Raw genomic sequence first — 20,020 nt, forward strand, 5'->3', positions numbered from 1 at the left:
CCCCCTTGAGGCGCCTTTTTTGCGTTGTACCACAGCAAGCACGAATAGGTCAAAAAAAGAAAAGCGCCCGCGATGCAGCCGGGCGCCTTTCTTATCCTCAATCCGGATCATATTCGGGGTCGTTCAGTATTTCAATCTGCTCCTGCAGGTCACCGGCGATTCGAGTAAGCTCTATTTCAATTGTATAGCTCTTGTTGTACTTGAGCCGTTTCTTGGCATCGTCAATCAGCGACTTGGCGCTGGCAAGCACATTAGCTGCCCGACGCCTTGCTTCTATCGCCTCTTGTCGATCGCGCGCTTGCTGCGATTTACTAAGTGCCACCTTCATCACCTCACATTCGTAAATTCATTATAATAAATAATTTCCTCGTTTGCTGCTGTGCTCTTGAGCCACTCGATCGGGTTGATGTTAATCTTGCCAAGCTTCATGCCGTTACGGAACTTGATGCACACCTTCTCAAAAGCAGCAGGCGTGTAGGTGTCCCACTCGAGTTGCTCGTAGATCAGATCGATAACCCTTTGTGGGAGGCGGAGTTTGTTGACGACTTCGACTTGAAAAAATTGTTTACATAGCGAAGCGCAGATATCTTCCTCCTCCTCCTCTATTATTCTATCTTTATTATTATTATATGTATCTATGTTATCTATATCTTCTACTTTATTTACTATCTTTAGAGAGTCGCCAACCCCTTGTCCTGCCTGGGTTTGTGGGCTCTCAGGTGGTTTCACCGTGGTACCGATATCGGTATCATCATGGGACTGGCCTGGTATCGTCACGGGACCACTTTCGGTCTCATTAGGAGACTGGGTGGTTTCACCGTGAGACTGGGCAGTCTCGTCATGAGACTGGGTGGTCCCATCTTGGGACTGGGTAGTCTCATCATGGGACTGGGTGGTTTCATCATGAGACTGGGTAGTCTCAACATGAGACTGGCTAGTGTCATCATGGGACTCCCTGGTATCACCTTGGGACTGGCCAACCAGCGCCAGCTTCGGCTTTTTGTCCGGCTCCTCGAAGACCTTCTTCCAATTAAATGTGGAATCCCAGGACACATCGAGCTGCTGTTCGTCTTCCTTCGATAAAACGAGGCGGTATTTGTATCGGTCAGTACCTTCGACTTTGATGCGCTCCATGTAGCCGCGGTCCATAAGGGCCTTGATTGTTCTCGTGGCGGTTGTCCGGCCGAAGCCGAGATACTCCTGCAGATCGGACAATGAGAACTCCAATGAGTAACCTTTGCGCTGCCAGCCATAAGTGGCCCGGATCATAAACCCGAGCAGCCGCATTTCGGCGCAGTTGATGTCGCGGTCATAGATCAGCAGATCGAAAAACTCTGGCGGTGTTTGAACGAAGTTCGGTATGCTGAATCCTTTGAATTTCTTTTCCAATTTCTTCTCCCCCACTTTACAATCTAGTAGGGACTCTGCTATATTTAAGGCATAAAAAGCATACTTCTGCCTTGTGCAGAACCCCGAAAAGGAACCTTCTCGCCGCCAAGCTGATAGGTTCTTTTTCTTTTGTCTATAATGTTACTAGATTCGATTATAATTTACAATTCAAATGTTGGGAACGCTGTCGCAATTATGCATGAAAAAATCCATAGGAAAATATGTTCATATAAAAATAGAATTTTCCACTGCTGCTCCTACGCCTTATCAACTCCAAATAGATTAGATTCCTTTAGCTTTCATTAGAATAGATCAGATATCTTGAGATTTGTTATGGAATATCTTGACTATTCAAAGTTCAGTGTAGTATATTGAACCTAACCAAAGGAGGTTAGGGACATGCGAATGGTTCGCAATCTGAATGAGAAGGCCTATGAGGAAATTATCGAGGAGCTGGAGAAAGGCTTCGAGGAGCTCTCCATGAAGTACAACCATTTCTCTCCCGGAGCTTACCCGCGGCCGACGCGCATCAACGTTGAAGGCCGGGACTTCCCCTTCCCTCTTGCTGCTGAGATCTACCATGTGTACCTCTATCTGGTCGGCGAAGGCCACCAGCCAGAACATATGTATGAGACGACGCGGAGCATCTGCGACCTGGTTTGGTTCAACCCATTCACACAAGCAAGTGACTTCTCGATTGAATGGGAGCGCTGGGAGCGCACCAAGATCGGGTTCTTCGTCCGCTGCTCCTTCATCGCCATGGCGCTGGAGAACGGCGAGCCGATCAACTCGAAGCAGCTGTCGCTTATGGCCGGCATCAGCCCGACCGCAGTGATTAAGCAGATCAAGGAAGGTAAGCTCAAAGGAGAAAAGTACGATCGGGAATGGTCAATTCAAGCGGAAGATGCGCTGACGTTCCTGAAATTACAATGGGAGAACTCCAGAGGAGGCACACCGTATGCTAAGAATTTTAGTCGTTGAACCTGATTCGATCCAGGACAAAGAAATCGAGTATACCCTTGATGCCATGAAGGATATCGTAGACGGGCATTTAAACGAGGTCCAGATTAGTAACAAGTTCGTTCTTATATATAACCTCGACGGCGATACGCTTCGGCTGCCGATTAATAATCAATATGTCGGCGGGCCGATCTTCGGAACGTTCTTCGTTACCCGTATCGACGTGGATGAAACCTACATCTCGCTTACGGATGAAGAGGTCGAGTCGATCAAGGAGAACTTCATCCGAAAGGAGGTGTAATCACATGTATAATGTAAATTGGGTCAACGAGCTTGGCCAGACCAAGGACTATGAATGCATGACCGAAATGGAACGAGACGCGAAGATTGAGGAGCTCGAGGCGCAAGGCCTTGAAGCATCCTGGGAAGAAGTGAATACTGATGCGACCACTGCTTGATCTCAATGAGCCGGTGAAGCTCACAATGAATCTGATGGAGATTGGCGAGTACCAGAAAGTGATGCAAGAGGCGATCCAATCTTGGATCGGCAAGCCGGTGCTCAACCCGGAGCGCACGCAGGTAATCGGCACGATCGAGCTCGTCTGGATCGAGGACAACATGGTGAAGGCGAACGTCACCATCGACCGAGCTGCTCATAATCAGCATTTCACTCAATGGGTGGCAGGTTGCATGCAGTCATTCGTTGTTGGGCCATGAGCCGCCGGCGCGCGGCTCATTTCTATATTTATCCGCCCTTTTCTTGAATTTTCTTCACAATGCCACTCGTCTGCAGTATAATGAAAGGTGTATCTGCCAAGACTTTCTACTAATTCTAGTAGAATCGAGGCGCAAGGATGCACAAAAAACTAGGCAGCAAACAGCGAGGAGTGTTTAAAATGGCTCCACAAACATTAACGCACACAGCTCGTAAGCGGCCAGCTCGTCGTACCGTGACCAAGAACCGGCTGGACAGCATGACATCCGAGGAAATGAAAGCTGCGAATGAAATGACCAAGGCCACACGGGGATTCGGCAGTGAGCCACACGGCTGGGGCAAGGAGGAGTAAGTTTGTCATCGCGCAACAGCACTAGATACATGAGCAAAAGTAACTGGCATGAAATCGAAAGAGGTCATGTGTTCGAAGCGGCAATGCTCTACTCCCCTTCCGACACGAACAGACCTCTTTATTTTTTTGAGGAAGATCCTGCGGATCCATCGACTGGCGTAGTCGTTAGGAGAGTTGGCGATTTCGCTCCGAAGAAAATTGGACGAACTTATGCTGCTAGGCCGCAGAGGCTTGTTATTGGGATCAAGCCACGCCGTGTCGTCATCGTATCGAATAATAAGATCAACCAGCATCACGATTTCGAGTATATCATGGTGGCGCCGATCTTCACGATCAAGCCAGACGATGAAAAGAAACCCGGGTATCAAAAGATCATCGATGATGATCACCCCTATTTCATTTACGTTCCGCGCACACTGCCGGACGGTAAGGTCCTCAAGCGCTACATTGATGTTAGCCAACTCATCAGCATACATAAAGGCATACTCCTGGAGAAGAAAGAAGTGCTCGAAACAGACCGCATGGGGCTGCTCGAGGATCTCCTGATTGAGAACCTTGATTTGGGCGCTGAAGGCGAAGACGGCCAGCAGGCTTTCGTCGCAGCAAAAAGCTAGGTATCCAGTGCGGATACCTAGCTTTTCTTTAAACGAGGAACTCCACGAACACCGGTGCAACAAAAAAGGGCTGCCTCGTGCAGTCCTTTTTTCATTCGTCGCAAAAAAAACACAGCCTATAGTAGAGGGAGCTGATTAGCTCACTTAGCATAATAACACAAATCGAGCCAATCATTGGGAGGAGGGGAAATAACAATGGTGTATAAAAGACCAAAGTATAAGTTGTGTGAAAGATGTGGCAGCTATTTGTTGGACAACCGTAAAAATTTCGGAATGCAAGCCACAGGGCAGAACTGGAAACAGGCTTGGTGTATAGAATGTAGAACTGAATGGAAACGAAATAAGAAAGATAATGAAGAAAAACGTTATTAACGGAGACGATAGTTAAATAAAGCCGCCCTTAAACTGGGCGGCTTTCCTTTGGTCGTAAATCAACTCATTCTAATTTAAAAAAGCCATTTATAAAATAAACTCCACGAATACCGGTGAACGCAGCATGCCGTTCTTCGTCCAGTTTCGTGTCTTCACCTTCGCCTTGATGACCGGCTGCAGGTGAATGAAACGGCGATCCTCTTTGTAGACAAGCTTCTTCATCACAGATCGAAAGGCTTTTTTGTGCTCATCCAATACGCCGAGTTCGATGATGCCTGATGGTCTGAACTTGCCATCGTCGCCAAGGATAGACGTGAGCCATCCAAAGTCATCCTTCTTCACGCCGCTTATATAGACATCTGCGTATGTCCAGTTGATGACCTTTTGGAATGACCAGGATCGCTGACCGACTTTATATTTCGACTGCATATCCTTGATCACGATGCCTTCAAGACCATTCTGCTTGATCGCTTCAAAGTAAGCGATGCTGTTGCCTTCAATATGCTGGACCTTGGAATAGTGCTGCGTGTCTTGGAATGCTTCGGCAAGCAGCTCCTTCCTTCTGGCCAGCGGCAATGAAGTGACATCGATCCCGCGATGGCGGAGGATATCGAAGGCGCAAAACGTTGTTTTCGTATTCGACTTCTTCGATTGGAACCTGCTCATCATGGCCTCGAAATCGGGCTTGCCTTCACAATCGGTGACGATCAGTTCGCCGTCCAAAATTGTGCCGGGCCCAAATGGTACGTCATGCAGCTCGGGGAATTGCGACGTGACATCATTTTGATGTCGGGTATATAGTTTCAATTCAGACATGTTGGACACGATTAATCGGATACCATCCAGCTTTAATTCCGCAATATGGTTTTCCTTCTCAAATGGCGCATTTCCTGGAGCATAATGGAGCAACATAGGACTAATGAACATTGTTTCTCACCCGTCCCCATTATACCAGTTCTGGATGGCAATCCCCATGGTACTTAATTGCAACTAGAGCTGCAGCTTAGTAGTTGTCCTGGACCGCCTTTTGCAGCAGCGCTTGGCAGCGATCGAGATCCTCCTTGACCTGCTTCTTGTAGAGCTGCGCTTTGTCATGGCCATCCTCGGTGAAGTGATACATGATGACTTCCTGGTATTCCACGCCGAGCTTTTGGTGCCGGCTGCGATACAGGATCCCGTCTTCCACCAGATCATGTAGCGATCGGTAGATCTCCGACTGCGGAGGCTCATAGCCAAGCGATTTGAAATCTTGCTTTAGCTCCTCAAGCATCTGATACCCATACCCACGGTGTTTCTCCACGAGCGTGATCATGTACAGCTTCAAGAATGCGCGCTGCGCGATCATAAATGCCATCCCTTCGCCCTCCTCACAACGAGTAAACCATCCATGTGCATCTCTACATTAAATCGCTGGCCGTTATGTGCTTCGAAATTGAGCACGTAATAATCCTGTTCGCGGCCGAAGTACCAGACCTGCCCCCGTGCATACAGATATTCCTTCGCTTCCTCATACGAATCGAATTGTCGTTTCCATTCGTCCTTCATGGCCACCCACTTCCATACTTTCATTGTATGAAAAATTCACAGTCCGAACAGACGTTCACTGTTTTAACAGGGAAATTGTCGCAGAGTCAAGGTGCGTTGTCAAGCGTGCAAACGTACAAAGTAACTAGAGAGCACCTTGCTTTTTATTAGAGTGTGAATTTTTCACATAATGAGAGTTTCATATTGGAGGTTGGATCATGTTTAGGAACAAGGTGTTTCTGTTGGCAACCATGGTCGTGCTGCTGGTCATTGGTTTCGTCAACATGGAGATCACCAAGCACGACCGTTCGCGTCATCAAAATGAATCCCTTATTCGGAGGCTCGATTCCGTTGGGTCTGGCTTCACCGATCAGGTCATCGCCGAGCGCCGACGCCGCGACCGCCTGCAGCATCCACTGGAATATCAAGCCCCAAATGAAAATTTGTAGTAGATATGATATCATGAATTTATAGGGGATGATTAGTCTTGGCATATGAAGGCATCTGTCCAGTATGTAAGCAGTTTACTGATAGAATCTATCAATATGATTTAACTTGTTCCTATACTTGTTGGCAGAACCTGGTTAAACAATGCAAAATGTGTCTTCGTCCATATACAAAAGAAAAATCTGGCTACAGTGATTTCTGTTCTGACGAATGCCATAGCGTTCATATCCGACGATTGATGTACTCGCCGAAAGCATGTGGTCATTGCAAAGTAGAGTTGCCGCATGACCATCCAGTCACCGACGTCTACGGTGCTTATGTTGAATACTTCTGCTCGAAAAAGTGTGAATCTAATTATAAGTATGATAACCCGCCAAATTGGCAAGCTTGGAAGTCATAAAGATGGCGCTCTCCCCTATTATCAGGGATGAGCGCCTTTTCTTTTTAACCATCTAATGGTGGAGGATTATGCAAGTCACCGGAGAGTTTTGTCTTGCCGCTCACAGCTCACCAGCGCTCCTCCTTCCGGATCAGTGTCTGGAAGTAGTCCTTCACATCCAGCCAGTCCGTGCAGCGCTTGTACTTGCTTCTCAGGTGCTGATTGTACGGCATGTCGATCAGGATGCCGGTTCCTTTAAACCGGTCGAAGTTGTGCGGGCCGTCATCGATCAGGTAATCCATCTCGAATCTGTGCTTATGGTGAAGCGGAACGAAATGATGATAGTCGATGAACGGGAGATGCTTCTCCACCCAAGCCCACTTGTCGGCCACCACATTCGGATGGGACGACGAGACGATATAGACTTCGAAGTATTCATGTAGGAAGCTCATGACCTCTGCAGCATGCGGCTGTATCCCCAGGTTCCGGAAGAAGCCCGGCTCCCGCAGGTAGTCGTACATCTTCTTGCCACACTCTGGCTTCACGTAGTGCGTGACGTCCCAGCTGATCATGTCGGCCTTTGTCAGGTTATCGCCATAGTCTTTATTGTAGCGCTCTAGCCAAACGGCATCGAGGTTATTAAGCGTTGAATCTAAGTCTACACCAATGATCTTCATATGAGGCCAATCTTCCTTCCATGAGCGCCGTTGTAAAACGGTACATCTTCTCGTGAATATGTTCAATGGACATCTCTCCATCAAGGATGAAGCAGTTCCATGAATTTAAATAATATTCGCGCACTCGCATGAGCATGGCGAGATCCGATTCATACCGGTCGTTCTGGCCGTCATTGTGCTTGCCTTTGCGAGTCATACTGATGTTGGCCGGGATGTCGATGATGATATTGATGTCCGGCGCGATCATGTGCCGTTGCAGCTCGTTTACTAGTGAGGCTGGCACCTTGTTCGCTTTGGCGTATGCCTGCTGACTCAGTGTGTAGCGATCCAGAATAAGGATGTCATAACCCATGGCGTCAAGCTCTCGGAACCATCCCTGCTGCGCTTGCTTGTCAGCCGCCATGATGAACTCGATGGTCAGCTGATCTACATCATATTTCCCTGTCAGCCAGTCCATGACCAGTTTTCCTGTCGGCGTATCGTAGCGGTGGAACTCGCTGGTGGCCACCTTATGGCCTTGCTGCTCCAGGGCTTCTCGGAGCAGCTTGGTTTGTGTCGCCTTACCAGATTTATCGAGTCCCTCGATGGCCACGATCTTCATGCGAAGATTAGATACCACCGTGACCGCCTCCAAACTTCTTCTTAATAAGATCATCAATGATGTCGAAGGCAGCCTGCGGATTGAGCGGATCGATTTGCACGGCGTAGACGCCCGGCTGGCCCGGGAACTTCATCACGCCGGCAAGACTCTTGCCCTTCTCGGCCTCAGCTGTAACGATTGTTTCGGCGGGCGGCGCGATCATTGCTTCAAGCGTCTTCCGAATAGAAGCGGCATTGGCCGCAATTGTCTCGGAGAGCTGCATCAAGTTTTCGTTGACTTGATTCAGGGCTTGGACACAGTGGATCATGACTTCATGCTCACACGGTGGTGGCGGCGGCAAGATCATACCGGATTGATCGAGTTGATCGAATGGGAACATCTAGTTGGCCTCCTTATTGCGAACGTCTTCCATTTGATCCATGGCCAGCTGCAGGACAGTGGCGCCGAGGGCGAGCTGCGTATTCAGCATCTCGCGGATATTGAGCTCATGCTTGTTCGTGATTTGGCGCAGCTGCTCATACATTTCATCTGCCGCTTGGCTGGAGCGTTCCTTTTCTTCCTCCGACATGATCGCTTGGATCACCCCTAGAAATGCTCGCGTCTGATTGAGAAACTCTTCCATGAATCCTTCTCCTCCAGTAAGGTTTTGGTGTCGTCGTCAATGTCAGCGATGTCTCCATATAGGAAGAACAAGACCCACATAAACCCGAAAACCGGTTTGGTATATTCATAAAGCGCGTAGAAAATAGCGAGGATCACCACGATCCGGATTCGAAGCCACAAGTATCGGCTCACGGGGATCACTTCTTTCTGTTTTGCTTGCGCGCCTGTTTGGCAGCTTTAGCTTTGGTCCGGCGCTTGTCTTTGTCTTTCGGCTTGGCCGGCGCGGCGACAACGGTGTAATGCTTTTGAAACGTGTTCCATTCGCGTTGAAGATCAGCTTTGACCTTCGGATCTTCTTGCATATCGATCAATTCTTGAATCTTCTCTGGATTTGCATTCATGGAAACCTCTCCTCTTCTTTGGCTTATTCGTCGAGCAAAATCTTATGGCGCCAGGTGATGCCCTTCTCATTGACGCCGAAGAACCACTGGCTTGGCCGGCTGCTGGTGTGCAGCGTGTTGATGCTGAAGGTGCTGCCTCCGACCATCGTGCCGTTTAGGATCTTCTCCCCGCCGGGAGAATCGATGTCGGCTGGATTGTGATGGTGGCCCAGGCACATGTACTTGTAATACTTGCCGTGTGCCGAAAGCATCTTGGTCAGACGCGAGTCGGCACGGTCGATGCCGTAGTACGGCAGGCCGTTCCATCCTTTGATCGTGTCGCCATGCAGGAACAAGAATTTGTTGCCCATGATGTCCACAATGACCCAGTTGCTGATCGGGATGTTGAAGATGATGCGCTCCTTGTAGTTGCCGAGCATGATCTCCAGAAACCGGTACATCAGGTAGTCCCAGTTGATGTGGCTCGGGTTCTCTCCCTTGCGGCCGATGCGCCCGTGGTTGCCGACGATGCCGGTGATCTCAATCGTCTCGAACTGGTCGAGCATCTCGATCAAGCCTTTGGCGATCTCCTGACAGCCAAGCAGCACTTGATCGGTAACGAATAGGTCCAGATGATGTTCCTGACCGCGGTAGATGTTGATGCCATCCACGTTGTCGCCCAGCATGCCGAAGTGCAGCTTCTTAATCTTTCCGTCCACGCCCTGGCGCTTCGCAATCCGGCGAACCTCTTTCGTCAGATAATCGAAGCGGGCCTGGAAGATGGCGAAGTTGTACTCGCCAATGCCATTCGTCTCGGCCAGCGTAATTTCCTCACCGATCTGCGCATCCGAGAATAGAAGCAAGGCTTCTTCCTCTGCGCGTTCGGTGCCGACCGGCGTCGGCTGCTTGATGTCTACGAAAGGCAAGGTGGCAATGGAGTCCCGCAGCGTGTCGATGATGAGCTCGGTTTGGGCGCGCTCTTTGATCAGCTTCTTCAACAGCTTCTCGTCACGCTCTTTGCGAGCCTTCTCTTTGGCGGCCTGCATCAATTCCTTGAAATCCGGATCAGGATCTCCGGTGATGGCCGCATTGGCCTCCTCGTCTACCGTAGCCGCATAGGCTTCCACTGTGGCCCTGAAGTTCGATTGATCTTCGCTGATGGCTGTCTGCAGCTTCAGCTGCGCGACTGCAACGCTCTGATATCGCTTCAGGTACTTACGAAGCACTTCGTGATCAACCTTCTCGCCAAACTTGGTTTGGATTTTTTCGCAAAGCTCCTTATAGGTAAAAGCGCTTTTGAGCTCGTACGCATAAGAAAGAATCTCCTGGTATTGTGGCGTGCTCCATTTACTCAAGATGTTCACCCCTGGTCCTTGTCTTATGGCCGCTCAGCGTTTACCTCTCCTCGGGAAAACGTTGATTCATTTCAACAACCCATTCCTCGAACATGTCTTTGGCAGCAGGACCGAGTGAAAGAGCTAGATCAATCAGGGCACACATGGCTTCCTTGGGGCGATGCGCTATGATCTGGTTGTACCAGAAGGTGTCGATGTAGCCGTCCTTCAATTCAACCTCATAGCGCAGCTGCCGGTTGTCAGCCTTGCGAACGACACCGATCTTGTTCTCGCATGGAGAAAGCGGATCTACGATCTGTACGATGTCGCCGATTTTGTATTTGTAGAAGTTTTTGGCCATAAGGATCACCTCATAGATGATTTCCCCTAACCCCCCTTGCGGCCGCCCCTCTTGATCTCCTGGAGCGCTGCTAGTGATGAAGCTCACTCGCATCGCTCCTATTTCTGATGTCGATTACACGCTTACTTTGCGGTCAATACGCGCATCCAAAATCGTATTCAGGAACAACAGGTCTGCGGGCGTCAGCTTCTCCTCTTTGACTTTCGCCACCCAAATCGAATCGATCTGGCCCTTCTTGTTCGAATCGGTCATGACGGTCAACAACATAGCCCACTGCCATTTTTCGTACTTCAACGGTTCATACATATCCTCTTCCTCCTTGCCATAGTTTTTGTTCAAGCATGCGTGATACTCGAGTACGATGTCTTTGCGCAGCTGGTCATACGTCTTGCCATACCGCTTCAAAGCATTGACCGGATCGGTCTTGCGGGCGGGATCCAGCTGGAAGTGCCCAGCGAATGCAGTTGGCGGGAAGTTAAGCTTCCAGGCCGCATAGGCTTGCACCCATACATAGCGCTTGTAGGCTTCTTCGAAGTCGATGCCGTCGCCGAAGCAAAGCTCCACGCCAATGGCGCCGTCGTTCGCGTCTTCACCAAACATCGCATTGTCCGTCTTTACGTTATACAAGACGTGACAAGCCTTCTCTGGAGCTGCTGTCAGCATCGGCACGCACTCGATAATGTGCTTGTCATCCACGAAGATGTGCGCTGCAGGATAGTTGCCCTTTGCCGTACGCTCGTAAAAATCGACGTTGTTTTGTGCGGTCGATCCTGCATTGCCAGTATCGTGGTTGACGCCGAATCGAACCTGCCCTTTCGGAATCAGAACCTTTTGACGGCGCTGTTCCTCTACACCAGCGTAATGTGTAAGGTACTGGGGCTCGATCTTGTACTTCATTAAGAATGTGTCGCTCATGTGACTTATCACCTCGTTTGATTGGATTCACACCGCCGCTCAGCGGTATGTATGGATTGCTTGGTCCCTGAGCGGTTCCAACATATATTGTAATGCATTACAATTTCTATCTTAGTATATCACAAGTATTCTCCATTTTTTAAGTCCTATTGTAGATTTTCATATTTGCCGCATTTAGGTCGATTGTGGCCCGGATTAAGTTCTCCTCCCGCAGCAGCTCGACATTCTGGTCGATGATGCGGGAGTCCTCATAGCTGGTGCCATTGATCGTCAACGTAAACGTCGCGCCCCAGGTCAGCATGTAAAAAGAATCGATCTCGCGATTGCTTTTCAGCAGTAGTTCGATGGTGTACTCCACGCCGGTCGGGCGGCTGCGCGTGAATCCAGCTGGCTCTACCCCGTCCATGGCAGTCGGCTCATACTGCCGATGCAAAGTGGTCTTGATGACACGGCCAATCAGCTGACGCGCATGCGAAAGCGTAGCGATCGTGACCCAGTAATAGCCTTCAGGCGGCTCATCTTCCCAATGTGTAAAGACATGCCGCTTCTCGACGTCAAGCTCCAAGATATACTGCTGCAGCAGTTCCATTATTCATCACCCCGATCTTCCTTACATACGAATTGAAAAAAGAGTTTCTCCGCCGGTGGCATGGCGTTTACAATTTCATGACTCACAATTTTGTAGGCCCTTACATTCTGGTATCCATCCTCAGTCAGCAGCATGATCAGCCGCTCCCGCCATTTCGGGGCGTCCCGCTCCACGGACTCCCATACCCACTTTTCGATTTGGATCACGCCCTGCTGATAGCCCATGTATGTAGGATGCGGCTTGAGGATCAGGGTTTCGCAGTTCATTTCTTTGACCTGCTTATTGGTGTCGGCAATCCAAAGGCGGAATCGAGTGATCTGATTGGTTAAATAAGCATCCATCAGTTCCAAGTCCATCTTCCTCTCCGTAAATATCCCCAAAAAAGGGGCGGCATGTTTTTAGCAAACAAGCCGCACATCATGGCGCGAGATCTCGATGAGGTCCGAGATGAACGCACAGTATTTGCCCGAGTCCGTTGCGTCCTGCATTGCCCGTCCGAAGGCATCCGGATCGGTGCTCACGCTCGCATTGGCCAGCGCCTGGTTCATGACGCTAGTTTCCCGGTTCAATTGCTCGATCAACCACCAGGTTGGCGACGTCATCCAGCTATAATCTTGCGCGAGCGGCCCCTCACCAAGCCGTTCGATGAACCAGTGCAGCTCCGGGCGTGGACTGCGCTGTTCGCATTGTTTCAACGTTTCGGCAAGCTCGTAATTGACCAGCAGGATACTCATGGTTCATCCCTCATTCTCATAAAATAAGATCATATGTTCGTATTTTGTTCTCTTATTATCGCTCATGCTGGCCAAAAAGTGAAGTGTTGACATTTTCTATTCTTCTATCATCGGCAAAAAAGCCGCGATATTAAAGGAGTACTCCCAAGGAGGAAGCCGAAAATGCCCCACGCTTCCTAAGCATTAAGCGAAATCCACTTCCCAGTTTTCTATGGCCTGCGTGACGTAGGTGATCTTGTCAGCCAGCAGGTCCATCTTGGATTTGTTGCCGCGGATCTGAACCTTACGACCCACCTGCAGGTCGGCGTAATGGTCTTTCCACAGCTTATTGAAGACCATGACGTTCACTTCATCCTCGGCCGTCTCGATCATGATGCGGCAATGTTCGGTGCCCGTCTTCTTCGCCTTGAACGGCTCGACCTTCTGTACGATACCGGTCATCGAGACATCCTCTTTGCCGTCCGGGATCATCTCCCAGCGCGACTTCACGGACACACTCGCACCCAGGTATTCTTTCTCGAAGGCGAGAATGTCCCGCTTCATCGTCTTGGCTGGGATGTCCTCATACGCCTCGCCGCGGCTGCCGATGTACGTCCGCCAGTGCAGGTAGCGGTTTGGGTTCATCGTGCTGTCGAAGCAGCCTGACTTAATTAGCGCCTCAACCTTCGTCTTATTAACCTTCGAGCGGTTCACTTGGAACAACATGTGCTCCAGATTGTCATACGGCCGCTTGTTGGTGATCTCAATCACAGAGTCGCCGCTGATGCCGGCGATACTACCGAGGCCGTAGCGGATCAGACCCTTCCCTTTCATGTTCGGATCCGTATTCGGAATCGGTGTCCACGAAGCGTTGGACTGGTTGATGTCGGGCGGCAGGATACGGATGCCCATTTCCTCGCATTCATGCATGTAGCCTACCGACTTTGGATTCCCGTTCTTGTCCTTCTTGCCCTCCGAAATGGTCAGCAGAGCGGCCATAAACTCGGTTGGGTAATAACACTTAAGAAATGCGGTTTGGACGGAGAGTACGGCGTAGCAGGCGCTGTGAGCGTAGTTGAAGCAGTATTCACCGAACTTGATCCATTGCTCCTTGATGCGGAGCAGCGTTGCTTCGTCATAGCCGCGGCTAAGTGCTCCTGGAATGTTATCTGGCGCTTCTTCTGCATAGTCGTAGTCCACCCAAACAGTCGGCTTGCCTTCGGCATCGACCGGGATTGTTTCCTGCGTTGGATATTGCGCGATGCGCTGCTGCTGCATCTCTTTGTACGCCGCGGATCCGTAAATCATTAGGTCAATCCAGCGGTTCATGATGTCGTGCTTCTTTTTCGAGATCCCTTTACGCAACATGTCGGATTGGCCAGTCGTGAAGCCGCCCATAATAACGGACGCTTTCATGATCTGCTCTTGATAGACCCAAACGCCATAGGTACCTTCGAGCACTTCCTGTAGCTGCGGGAATGGATACGTGACCCGCTCCTGTCCCCACTTACGGCGAACATAGGATGGGATCAGATCCATCGGGCCCGGCCGGCCGAGTGCCACGATAACCGAAATATCTTGCACGCTGTTCGGTTTCATGTCCGAAATGATTTTTCGATATAGGTCGGATTCGACCTGGAAGATACCGGAGAGATTCAAGGTATTGTAGATCTCGCTGTAAATCCTCGGATCGTTCAAGTCAATTGCGTCTATATCGAAATTGATGAGCCCTGCATTTTCCATCGTCAGTTTAATAAGGTCAAGTGTGTCAAGCTTCAGGATGTCGAACTTGACCAGGAACTTCTCGATCCATTCCATGTCGTACATGGTGGTCGTGAGCCCCTCTTTATCCTTTCGGAGCGGGACTGTCTTGGTCAGCGGGATTGGCGAGAGCACGATGCCGCCGGCATGAACACCTTCCTGGTTGACATGACCTTCGAGCTTCAGCGCAGTTTCCCACCATTGCGGCCACATATTCGCATAGTGCTGAACGGCCTGCTCAGCAGCATGGGCCTCCGAAAGCTCGATGCCGGGCTTCTCTGGGATCGACTTTGCAAATACGTCCTGATCGGTCAGGCTGTAGCCCAGCGTCTTGCCGACCTTCCGGATGACCGCGCGTGCGGCCAACGTGCCATAGGTGCCAATCTGCGCGACGCGATCGGCGCCGTACTTCTGTTTCATGTACTCTTGGACGGCCTTTGCGCCCTCATAGGAGAAGTCCACGTCGATGTCCGGATAGCCGGCGCGCTCCGGATTCAGGAAGCGCTCGAACATGAGGTTCCATTCAATCGGATCGAGCGTTGTGATCTTGATCAGGTACGCCACAAGGCTGCCGGCTGCAGAGCCGCGACCCGGGCCGACGCGGTAGCCGTTGCGCTTCGCCCACTGGATGTAATCCGATACGATCAGGAAGTAATCGGCGAAGCCCTGCTTGCAGATGATCTCCAGCTCATACTTCAGCTGCCGGGCGTATTGCTCTAGGTTGATTGGCTTCTTAAGCGCATAGGTGAACAGCTCGTTCCACGCTTGCTTCTCCAGCTGCAGCTCTGCAGTGTCGCCCTCCTCGATCGTATACCGCGGGAATACTTGCGTCTTTGGCAGGTCCACATTGACGAGCTCGGCGATTTTGTGCGTGTTGGCGATCGCTTCGTCGTCGTTGACGATCTCCCGGATCTCCTGTTCGTCCTTCATCCAGAACTCGTGGGCATAGATGAGTCGGTCCTCGTCAGACACGCATTTGCCGATCGAAGCAGCCACGAGAACATCATGCGTCACGTTGTCTTCCTTGTAGGCGTAATGCACGTCCGTCGTGACGATCTTCGGGGTGTTCGTCTCCGCAGCGAGCTGGTCAATCAGCGCGTTTAATCTAAGCTGGTCGGGGATTCGGGTTGCTTGCTTTTCGAGGTAAAACGAGTGAAACGTTTCTTTGCATTCTTGAATGAATGCTCGAGCATCCTCCAGACGCCCAGCAAGAGCCAGCCGACTGAACCAAGAACCCAGGCAAGCAGAAGTAGCAATGAGATCAGCACCCAAATTACGTTCACGAATAAAAGCAAGATCAGTGCGAGGATCGGAATAGAAACCGTTAAGATGAGCGTCTGAAACAATTTCATAGAGATCTTCCAGCCCCTTATTATTTATTGCGATCAATACCAGATGGTAGTTGTCGTACTGCAGGTAATCGTAGATATCCTCACGGAATTGATCCAGCGTGTTGAGCTTCTCTTCCGGAGCGGCGTTTTCTGCCATGCTGAACAGGTCGAGTTGGCCATCACCAACCGGAGCAGCCATTTCAAGACCGTCTTCTTTCATGAGCAGTTCCGCCAGCAACTGACGGGCCATGACCTCGAAGTCCTGCGGGTTGCGTTCAATATGCTTGATGAATTGCTTGAGCGGCTTATCCTTGACGGCATACTTGTCCATCAAGGCGGTGCGCTTCTCTTTCATGAAATCGCCTTTCAGCAGGCGATCCTTTGTCATATAAGCCTCGCAGCCGGGAATGGGCTTGATGCCCTCTTTCTTGCAGGCCTTTATAAAACCAGGAATGGCACCGCACACACCGTGGTCGGTGATAGCTAGTGCCATGCTCCCGAGTTCTTTGGCCCGCTTCGCAAGCGTAGTGACTTGAGACAAGCCATCCAGCTGCGAAAATTCGCTATGCACATGAAGATGCACACACATGAGCCCGTCTCCTTTATTGCTCCGAGCTGCCCTCACCGATCAGCTCAAGAGTTTTGATTTCACCGATCGACGCAGAATCGTACTTCGCTCTTGCCCGGTCCAGGCGGCTGATAATCGTGCTGGTTTGCACGGCCGAGCCGATGATGATCGTTCCCTTTTGGTCGGAAGACACGATCACAGAGCGCGTTTTCTTGCCTTGCGTCAGGTCAATGTAGCGGCCTTCCTCTTTGGCCTTTTGAGCCATCCGACGAATCGGAGAAGAATCCGGCCGGCTAATTGTCACGATTTTGTTTGCTTCAACGTAGTTAGAAAATCCAACGTCAACGTACATCTAAATCCATCCACCTTTGCATGTTGTGATTTGTTGTATTGCGTTCTGTCACTTCGCGCACCAGATCTCCGTTGGTGTCGCCCTTAATCACATCAGGGATGGGAAGGCCATTTTGAATCGCGTGCAGAATGGTCAGCACGTCCTGGTAGATCGGACTGCCGAATTGGAAGGGGATCGGATACCGAACTTGTCCATCATTTTTACGGGAGTCACCGTGGCAGTAGAAGTTGTAGTTGCACTGCGCGCATTTGTAAAAGCTTGGCGTGTGCCCCTTCGGGATCTCCGGCAGCCGGCGTTCTTTCGCCAGTTGGATCAGCGTCCGAGCTTTTTCCATGAGCTGCTCGCCGAACCGCGGATCGTAGTCCAGATGATGTTCCCAAACTTCCTGCGTGTCTTTGTTCTCCACGAAGATGATGCCTTTTCGGACGTCCAGGTTCAGCATGGTCTGTGCGAGATACAGATAGAACGTCAGCTGCGCTTTATGCTCGGCTTTCGGCGAGTTGTTCTTTTGCATCCACTCGAAGCTTTTGCTGAAGGCGCTCTTAAGCTCGATCAGATAATACTCGCCAAACGGATTCATGAAGCTTTGGATCTTGACCAACGCGTCCGTGTGGCCGCTGATGTCTTCGTTCTCCAGCTTCATCTCCGCTTGAACCAAGATTCCCATATCCTTGAACAGCTTCTCATACCGATGGTGCATGCTGTGACCATTCTCAAAGATGCGAACGAGCTGAGATTCATGTGGCTTATAAGGAACCATGAGCATGTCGAACACGATCCTGCGTTGGCACATACCGATCGTTGAAGGATGAAACTTCCGCATCGGGCGGGTATCATGTTTGAGCTTTTCGCTATAATAGCTGTTGATCATGGCTTCTAATAATTCCAACGGTTGAACCTCCAATAATGTAATGCATTACATTATTTATTATAACCTTGTAAAACCTAGAAATCAAGAGAAAACGGGAGATAACTAAAGTTTATACTCCCTTTTAACCCGCTTCAAAGTTGTTTCATCGCACAGTTCCATGGAGTCGTACCAGTCAAACGGAAAAACCACGTTGCCGACTTCGACCCAGTAATCATTTTGTACAACCTTATCCAGCAAAACCGGATTCACGTCAGTGATATGTACCTCCGGTCCAGGTGTCGTGCATACAACTGCGATGATTTCAGGATTCGTTATCGTATCCATTTGATTGCTCCCTTCGCCCATAGCTCCTTGTAATAGTCCACGAGTCTTTTCTTGATGCGATATACGGACCGATGATGGAGGCCTGTTAGCTGGGCTATCTCTTTGTCGGATTTTTGATCGAGAAATGCTTTTACCAAGATCAACCGCTCCGTATAATTCAAGTCCTGGAACAGCTCGTTACAATGTATGCCATTCATCCAGAGGATGTTGTGCTCGAGATCCGTGTCTTCGTCCATGGTGATGGCGAACGGATTGTCTTCATACTTCAGCGCGCCGGCCTCGTCGATCGGGGCGATGGTATCGGCAGCGAAGATATCGACATAGCCGGACTTCTTGCTGCTTGCATCGAAGATCTTGCTGTTGATCAGATCCTTCAGGTAATACCGGTAGCTGTGGTACAGATATCGCTTAAAGCTCTTGCCCTGATCTGTATAATTCTTGGCGCAGGTCAGGAAGATGATCGCAAGCTCTCGGTAGATTTCATCGAAGGGATAATGCTTTTCCCACGGCTTGTACGTGTCGTAATCCCGGAACGTGCGGCGCAGATAGCCGACGACATAATGGGCGGCCCCGTGAGCGGCCTTTGTTTGGTACTTACCCCGAATCAGCGCCTTGCGCGTCTCCGAGTCCTTGATGAAGCAGGAGATGAACTTCCTCGTATCGTAATTTTCGAAATCGATCAGACCCTGGGTGATCATCTTGTAATACTTCATGATGAAGGCGTGATACTCGGTCACCAGCTGCTCGCTCTCACCGGTTTCCTGATATCGTTTGATGAGTTCCTCGCTCATAAGCCCACGAGCTGCTCGGCGCGTTCCAGTTCGATCTGCGCTTCGTCTTCCTTCCTGAAGATGACGAGCTCGAAGTACGGCCGGATGCCGCAGTCCTTATCGAGGATCAGGAAGTCCTTGACGCGCGGGAGCGCATAATAGTCATTGTCGAAGATGACATGCTCCAGGGAGTCCATCAGCAGCTTGAACACGTTGTTCGTATCGCGCACCTGCTTATTCGGAAAGTAGGCGGTCACCTCGACGACGACCTTCTCTTTGACGGCCATCTCCCACTGATTGCGGAAACACCAATCGCGAGCGGCGAGCTGCCAGCGATTGAACAGATCCTCTGCAGCTTTGGTCAGCTTCTTGCCGCCGCCGCGGGTGTTGTTGTAGATATGGTTCACGGATGGGAAGAAGCCGGGATCGCCATTGGCCTCGCTATGTACGATCCATTTTGTTTTCGGCTTCAGCTTGCCACGCTTGTTCTTTTCATAGACCGTGCGATACTTGCCGGGCTTCTCCGGATCCGGTTCCTTCACATAGTCCTTGTATCTGCCGAACATCATCATTGGAAGGATCAGCTTATCCGTCATCGCAGACACCTATCGAACGACCGTCATGCCAAGCACGGAGACCATGGTGAACGTGATGATCACGGCCTCACCGATGAACCGGCCTTCGCCGTCATAACGCTTCTCGTAGTTGATGTCGCGGCCGGAGTAGTGATCCTTGTTCAGCTTCAATTCCTCGGCGGCATATTTAATCATGGTAGCCTCGATAATCGCGTCCCGCGTGATGTTGATCTGGTCCTTCATGCGGAGCTCGTGCCATTCCTTCTCCTCGGTTTCAACCAGGTTGTTAATGACCTCGCAGTATTCCTCGAACGTCAGGCGAACCTCGCTGCCGAATTGATCGAACTTGTTCGGCTCCAGAATCAGATCGATGGTCGTGATGCCGCCATCGGTACGCTGATTCAGAACAAGCAGCTTATTGTTGCTTTCCTGGTCGTTCAGCTGGCTTTCCACCATGTAATTCTTCCTTGGACCGATCCGTTTGTTGTTCTCGGACATTGCGTGCATCCCCTTTCTGTGCAAGTTGTTCTCGATTGATTCCTT

The 20,020-nt window shown here is 50.4% G+C and carries 31 protein-coding genes; 8 read left to right on the forward strand and 23 right to left on the reverse strand.

Going from position 1 to position 20,020, the window contains the following annotated elements; translation table 11 throughout:
• Positions 1-97: 97 nt before the first annotated feature.
• Both BMZ79_RS26795 and BMZ79_RS26800 read right to left on the reverse strand, forming a co-directional pair.
• A complete protein-coding gene (locus BMZ79_RS26795; RefSeq protein WP_090646363.1) occupies positions 98-328 on the reverse strand; it encodes a hypothetical protein in 231 nt (76 codons plus the stop codon).
• Positions 328-1,389, reverse strand: a complete 1,062-nt coding sequence (locus tag BMZ79_RS26800) for a hypothetical protein (protein WP_090646366.1) — start codon at positions 1,387-1,389, stop codon at positions 328-330. Before BMZ79_RS26800 ends, BMZ79_RS26795 begins: the two co-directional genes overlap by 1 nt.
• A gap of 399 nt (positions 1,390-1,788) precedes the next feature.
• Here BMZ79_RS26800 and BMZ79_RS33895 point away from each other — a divergent pair, with 399 nt between their 5' ends.
• From BMZ79_RS33895 to BMZ79_RS34850, 7 genes are all read left to right on the forward strand, one after another.
• A complete protein-coding gene (locus BMZ79_RS33895; protein ID WP_143089123.1) occupies positions 1,789-2,370 on the forward strand; it encodes a hypothetical protein in 582 nt (193 codons plus the stop codon).
• A complete protein-coding gene (locus BMZ79_RS26810) occupies positions 2,348-2,650 on the forward strand; it encodes a DUF3846 domain-containing protein (protein ID WP_090646371.1) in 303 nt (100 codons plus the stop codon). Before BMZ79_RS33895 ends, BMZ79_RS26810 begins: the two co-directional genes overlap by 23 nt.
• A 4-nt stretch (positions 2,651-2,654) precedes the next feature.
• On the forward strand, positions 2,655-2,807 hold the full coding sequence (locus BMZ79_RS34490) for a hypothetical protein (RefSeq protein ID WP_177222360.1): 153 nt from the start codon (positions 2,655-2,657) through the stop codon (positions 2,805-2,807).
• Entirely contained in the window at positions 2,791-3,066 is a 276-nt protein-coding gene (locus BMZ79_RS26815) for a hypothetical protein (RefSeq protein WP_090646373.1), read from the forward strand. Before BMZ79_RS34490 ends, BMZ79_RS26815 begins: the two co-directional genes overlap by 17 nt.
• 137 nt (positions 3,067-3,203) lie before the next feature.
• Entirely contained in the window at positions 3,204-3,416 is a 213-nt protein-coding gene (locus BMZ79_RS33900; protein WP_143089124.1) for a hypothetical protein, read from the forward strand.
• Positions 3,417-3,445: 29 nt separating this feature from the next.
• The gene (locus BMZ79_RS26820) at positions 3,446-4,030 is read left to right on the forward strand and encodes a type II toxin-antitoxin system PemK/MazF family toxin (RefSeq protein ID WP_143089125.1); all 585 of its coding nucleotides are present in this window, start codon (positions 3,446-3,448) and stop codon (positions 4,028-4,030) included.
• A 195-nt stretch (positions 4,031-4,225) separates the two neighbouring features.
• Positions 4,226-4,402, forward strand: coding sequence for a hypothetical protein (locus tag BMZ79_RS34850; RefSeq protein WP_218154807.1), 177 nt, complete (start codon positions 4,226-4,228; stop codon positions 4,400-4,402).
• An 87-nt stretch (positions 4,403-4,489) separates the two neighbouring features.
• Here the strand turns inward: BMZ79_RS34850 and BMZ79_RS26825 are convergent, their stop codons facing one another.
• From BMZ79_RS26825 to BMZ79_RS26835, 3 genes are all read right to left on the reverse strand, one after another.
• Positions 4,490-5,314: an ATP-dependent DNA ligase gene (locus BMZ79_RS26825; RefSeq protein ID WP_090646566.1), complete on the reverse strand. Its 825-nt coding sequence runs from the start codon at positions 5,312-5,314 to the stop codon at positions 4,490-4,492.
• Positions 5,315-5,405: 91 nt separating this feature from the next.
• Entirely contained in the window at positions 5,406-5,756 is a 351-nt protein-coding gene (locus tag BMZ79_RS26830; RefSeq protein ID WP_090646379.1) for a replication termination protein, read from the reverse strand.
• Positions 5,744-5,971: a hypothetical protein gene (locus tag BMZ79_RS26835; protein ID WP_218154808.1), complete on the reverse strand. Its 228-nt coding sequence runs from the start codon at positions 5,969-5,971 to the stop codon at positions 5,744-5,746. Before BMZ79_RS26835 ends, BMZ79_RS26830 begins: the two co-directional genes overlap by 13 nt.
• A gap of 173 nt (positions 5,972-6,144) precedes the next feature.
• Between BMZ79_RS26835 and BMZ79_RS26840 the strand changes: the two genes are divergently transcribed.
• Positions 6,145-6,375: a hypothetical protein gene (locus tag BMZ79_RS26840; RefSeq protein WP_090646384.1), complete on the forward strand. Its 231-nt coding sequence runs from the start codon at positions 6,145-6,147 to the stop codon at positions 6,373-6,375.
• A 505-nt stretch (positions 6,376-6,880) separates the two neighbouring features.
• Here BMZ79_RS26840 and BMZ79_RS26845 read toward each other — a convergent pair.
• From BMZ79_RS26845 to BMZ79_RS26935, 18 genes are all read right to left on the reverse strand, one after another.
• Positions 6,881-7,510 carry a 5' nucleotidase, NT5C type gene (locus BMZ79_RS26845; RefSeq protein WP_090646387.1) on the reverse strand — a complete coding sequence of 210 codons (630 nt, stop codon included), beginning with the start codon at positions 7,508-7,510 and terminating at the stop codon, positions 6,881-6,883.
• The gene (gene tmk / locus BMZ79_RS26850) at positions 7,392-8,030 is read right to left on the reverse strand and encodes a dTMP kinase (RefSeq protein WP_090646389.1); all 639 of its coding nucleotides are present in this window, start codon (positions 8,028-8,030) and stop codon (positions 7,392-7,394) included. The genes BMZ79_RS26845 and tmk overlap by 119 nt, the downstream gene beginning before the upstream one ends.
• A gap of 7 nt (positions 8,031-8,037) precedes the next feature.
• On the reverse strand, positions 8,038-8,409 hold the full coding sequence (locus BMZ79_RS26855) for a hypothetical protein (protein ID WP_090646392.1): 372 nt from the start codon (positions 8,407-8,409) through the stop codon (positions 8,038-8,040).
• Positions 8,410-8,652 (reverse strand): hypothetical protein, encoded by a 243-nt coding sequence (locus BMZ79_RS26860; RefSeq protein ID WP_090646394.1) that lies wholly within the window; start codon positions 8,650-8,652, stop codon positions 8,410-8,412. It lies immediately after the preceding gene.
• A gap of 178 nt (positions 8,653-8,830) precedes the next feature.
• Positions 8,831-9,034: a hypothetical protein gene (locus tag BMZ79_RS26870; RefSeq protein ID WP_090646399.1), complete on the reverse strand. Its 204-nt coding sequence runs from the start codon at positions 9,032-9,034 to the stop codon at positions 8,831-8,833.
• 23 nt (positions 9,035-9,057) lie between these two features.
• Positions 9,058-10,368, reverse strand: coding sequence for a hypothetical protein (locus BMZ79_RS26875; protein WP_143089127.1), 1,311 nt, complete (start codon positions 10,366-10,368; stop codon positions 9,058-9,060).
• A 40-nt stretch (positions 10,369-10,408) separates the two neighbouring features.
• Complete coding sequence (locus BMZ79_RS26880; RefSeq protein WP_090646404.1) at positions 10,409-10,795, reverse strand: hypothetical protein; 387 nt, start codon at positions 10,793-10,795, stop codon at positions 10,409-10,411.
• A gap of 27 nt (positions 10,796-10,822) precedes the next feature.
• Positions 10,823-11,623, reverse strand: coding sequence for a peptidoglycan recognition protein family protein (locus tag BMZ79_RS26885; RefSeq protein ID WP_218154809.1), 801 nt, complete (start codon positions 11,621-11,623; stop codon positions 10,823-10,825).
• Positions 11,624-11,762: 139 nt separating this feature from the next.
• Complete coding sequence (locus BMZ79_RS26890) at positions 11,763-12,212, reverse strand: hypothetical protein (RefSeq protein WP_090646405.1); 450 nt, start codon at positions 12,210-12,212, stop codon at positions 11,763-11,765.
• Positions 12,212-12,568, reverse strand: coding sequence for a hypothetical protein (locus BMZ79_RS26895; protein WP_090646406.1), 357 nt, complete (start codon positions 12,566-12,568; stop codon positions 12,212-12,214). Before BMZ79_RS26895 ends, BMZ79_RS26890 begins: the two co-directional genes overlap by 1 nt.
• 42 nt (positions 12,569-12,610) lie before the next feature.
• Entirely contained in the window at positions 12,611-12,946 is a 336-nt protein-coding gene (locus BMZ79_RS26900; RefSeq protein WP_090646407.1) for a hypothetical protein, read from the reverse strand.
• A 183-nt stretch (positions 12,947-13,129) separates the two neighbouring features.
• Positions 13,130-16,606, reverse strand: a complete 3,477-nt coding sequence (locus BMZ79_RS26905) for a DNA polymerase III subunit alpha (RefSeq protein ID WP_090646408.1) — start codon at positions 16,604-16,606, stop codon at positions 13,130-13,132.
• Between the two features lie 13 nt (positions 16,607-16,619).
• The gene (locus tag BMZ79_RS26910) at positions 16,620-16,937 is read right to left on the reverse strand and encodes an extracellular matrix/biofilm biosynthesis regulator RemA family protein (RefSeq protein WP_090646415.1); all 318 of its coding nucleotides are present in this window, start codon (positions 16,935-16,937) and stop codon (positions 16,620-16,622) included.
• Positions 16,927-17,826: a CRISPR-associated protein Cas4 gene (locus tag BMZ79_RS26915; protein ID WP_090646419.1), complete on the reverse strand. Its 900-nt coding sequence runs from the start codon at positions 17,824-17,826 to the stop codon at positions 16,927-16,929. The genes BMZ79_RS26910 and BMZ79_RS26915 overlap by 11 nt, the downstream gene beginning before the upstream one ends.
• Positions 17,827-17,910: 84 nt before the next feature.
• Positions 17,911-18,132 carry a hypothetical protein gene (locus tag BMZ79_RS26920; RefSeq protein WP_090646422.1) on the reverse strand — a complete coding sequence of 74 codons (222 nt, stop codon included), beginning with the start codon at positions 18,130-18,132 and terminating at the stop codon, positions 17,911-17,913.
• Complete coding sequence (locus BMZ79_RS26925) at positions 18,120-18,923, reverse strand: helix-turn-helix domain-containing protein (RefSeq protein ID WP_090646425.1); 804 nt, start codon at positions 18,921-18,923, stop codon at positions 18,120-18,122. The genes BMZ79_RS26920 and BMZ79_RS26925 overlap by 13 nt, the downstream gene beginning before the upstream one ends.
• Positions 18,920-19,498: a RusA family crossover junction endodeoxyribonuclease gene (locus BMZ79_RS26930; protein WP_090646428.1), complete on the reverse strand. Its 579-nt coding sequence runs from the start codon at positions 19,496-19,498 to the stop codon at positions 18,920-18,922. Before BMZ79_RS26930 ends, BMZ79_RS26925 begins: the two co-directional genes overlap by 4 nt.
• Positions 19,499-19,507: 9 nt before the next feature.
• Positions 19,508-19,975, reverse strand: coding sequence for a hypothetical protein (locus BMZ79_RS26935; RefSeq protein ID WP_090646431.1), 468 nt, complete (start codon positions 19,973-19,975; stop codon positions 19,508-19,510).
• Positions 19,976-20,020: the final 45 nt, after the last annotated feature.

The sequence above is a fragment of the Paenibacillus sp. UNC496MF genome, assembly GCF_900113915.1.
Classification (GTDB): Bacteria; Bacillota; Bacilli; order Paenibacillales; family Paenibacillaceae; genus Paenibacillus_Z; species Paenibacillus_Z artemisiicola.

Bases quoted from the DNA above. Each gene is read 5' to 3' on its own strand.
- BMZ79_RS26795 (WP_090646363.1), bottom strand. From the start codon at position 328: ATGAAGGTGGCACTTAGTAAATCGCAGCAAGCGCGCGATCGACAAGAG.
- BMZ79_RS26855 (WP_090646392.1), bottom strand. From the start codon at position 8,409: ATGTTCCCATTCGATCAACTCGATCAATCCGGTATGATCTTGCCGCCG.
- BMZ79_RS33900 (WP_143089124.1), top strand. From the start codon at position 3,204: ATGCACAAAAAACTAGGCAGCAAACAGCGAGGAGTGTTTAAAATGGCT.
- BMZ79_RS26900 (WP_090646407.1), bottom strand. From the start codon at position 12,946: ATGAGTATCCTGCTGGTCAATTACGAGCTTGCCGAAACGTTGAAACAA.
- BMZ79_RS26885 (WP_218154809.1), bottom strand. From the start codon at position 11,623: ATGAGCGACACATTCTTAATGAAGTACAAGATCGAGCCCCAGTACCTT.
- BMZ79_RS26810 (WP_090646371.1), top strand. From the start codon at position 2,348: ATGCTAAGAATTTTAGTCGTTGAACCTGATTCGATCCAGGACAAAGAA.
- BMZ79_RS26825 (WP_090646566.1), bottom strand. From the start codon at position 5,314: ATGTTGCTCCATTATGCTCCAGGAAATGCGCCATTTGAGAAGGAAAAC.
- BMZ79_RS26845 (WP_090646387.1), bottom strand. From the start codon at position 7,510: ATGGAGAGATGTCCATTGAACATATTCACGAGAAGATGTACCGTTTTA.
- BMZ79_RS26925 (WP_090646425.1), bottom strand. From the start codon at position 18,923: ATGAGCGAGGAACTCATCAAACGATATCAGGAAACCGGTGAGAGCGAG.
- BMZ79_RS33895 (WP_143089123.1), top strand. From the start codon at position 1,789: ATGCGAATGGTTCGCAATCTGAATGAGAAGGCCTATGAGGAAATTATC.
- BMZ79_RS26905 (WP_090646408.1), bottom strand. From the start codon at position 16,606: ATGTGTGTGCATCTTCATGTGCATAGCGAATTTTCGCAGCTGGATGGC.
- BMZ79_RS34850 (WP_218154807.1), top strand. From the start codon at position 4,226: ATGGTGTATAAAAGACCAAAGTATAAGTTGTGTGAAAGATGTGGCAGC.
- BMZ79_RS26860 (WP_090646394.1), bottom strand. From the start codon at position 8,652: ATGGAAGAGTTTCTCAATCAGACGCGAGCATTTCTAGGGGTGATCCAA.
- BMZ79_RS26835 (WP_218154808.1), bottom strand. From the start codon at position 5,971: ATGAAAGTATGGAAGTGGGTGGCCATGAAGGACGAATGGAAACGACAA.
- BMZ79_RS26840 (WP_090646384.1), top strand. From the start codon at position 6,145: ATGTTTAGGAACAAGGTGTTTCTGTTGGCAACCATGGTCGTGCTGCTG.
- BMZ79_RS34490 (WP_177222360.1), top strand. From the start codon at position 2,655: ATGTATAATGTAAATTGGGTCAACGAGCTTGGCCAGACCAAGGACTAT.
- BMZ79_RS26935 (WP_090646431.1), bottom strand. From the start codon at position 19,975: ATGTCCGAGAACAACAAACGGATCGGTCCAAGGAAGAATTACATGGTG.
- BMZ79_RS26815 (WP_090646373.1), top strand. From the start codon at position 2,791: ATGCGACCACTGCTTGATCTCAATGAGCCGGTGAAGCTCACAATGAAT.
- BMZ79_RS26895 (WP_090646406.1), bottom strand. From the start codon at position 12,568: ATGGACTTGGAACTGATGGATGCTTATTTAACCAATCAGATCACTCGA.
- BMZ79_RS26920 (WP_090646422.1), bottom strand. From the start codon at position 18,132: ATGGATACGATAACGAATCCTGAAATCATCGCAGTTGTATGCACGACA.
- BMZ79_RS26830 (WP_090646379.1), bottom strand. From the start codon at position 5,756: ATGGCATTTATGATCGCGCAGCGCGCATTCTTGAAGCTGTACATGATC.
- tmk (WP_090646389.1), bottom strand. From the start codon at position 8,030: ATGAAGATCGTGGCCATCGAGGGACTCGATAAATCTGGTAAGGCGACA.
- BMZ79_RS26930 (WP_090646428.1), bottom strand. From the start codon at position 19,498: ATGACGGATAAGCTGATCCTTCCAATGATGATGTTCGGCAGATACAAG.
- BMZ79_RS26820 (WP_143089125.1), top strand. From the start codon at position 3,446: ATGAGCAAAAGTAACTGGCATGAAATCGAAAGAGGTCATGTGTTCGAA.
- BMZ79_RS26910 (WP_090646415.1), bottom strand. From the start codon at position 16,937: ATGTACGTTGACGTTGGATTTTCTAACTACGTTGAAGCAAACAAAATC.
- BMZ79_RS26890 (WP_090646405.1), bottom strand. From the start codon at position 12,212: ATGGAACTGCTGCAGCAGTATATCTTGGAGCTTGACGTCGAGAAGCGG.
- BMZ79_RS26870 (WP_090646399.1), bottom strand. From the start codon at position 9,034: ATGAATGCAAATCCAGAGAAGATTCAAGAATTGATCGATATGCAAGAA.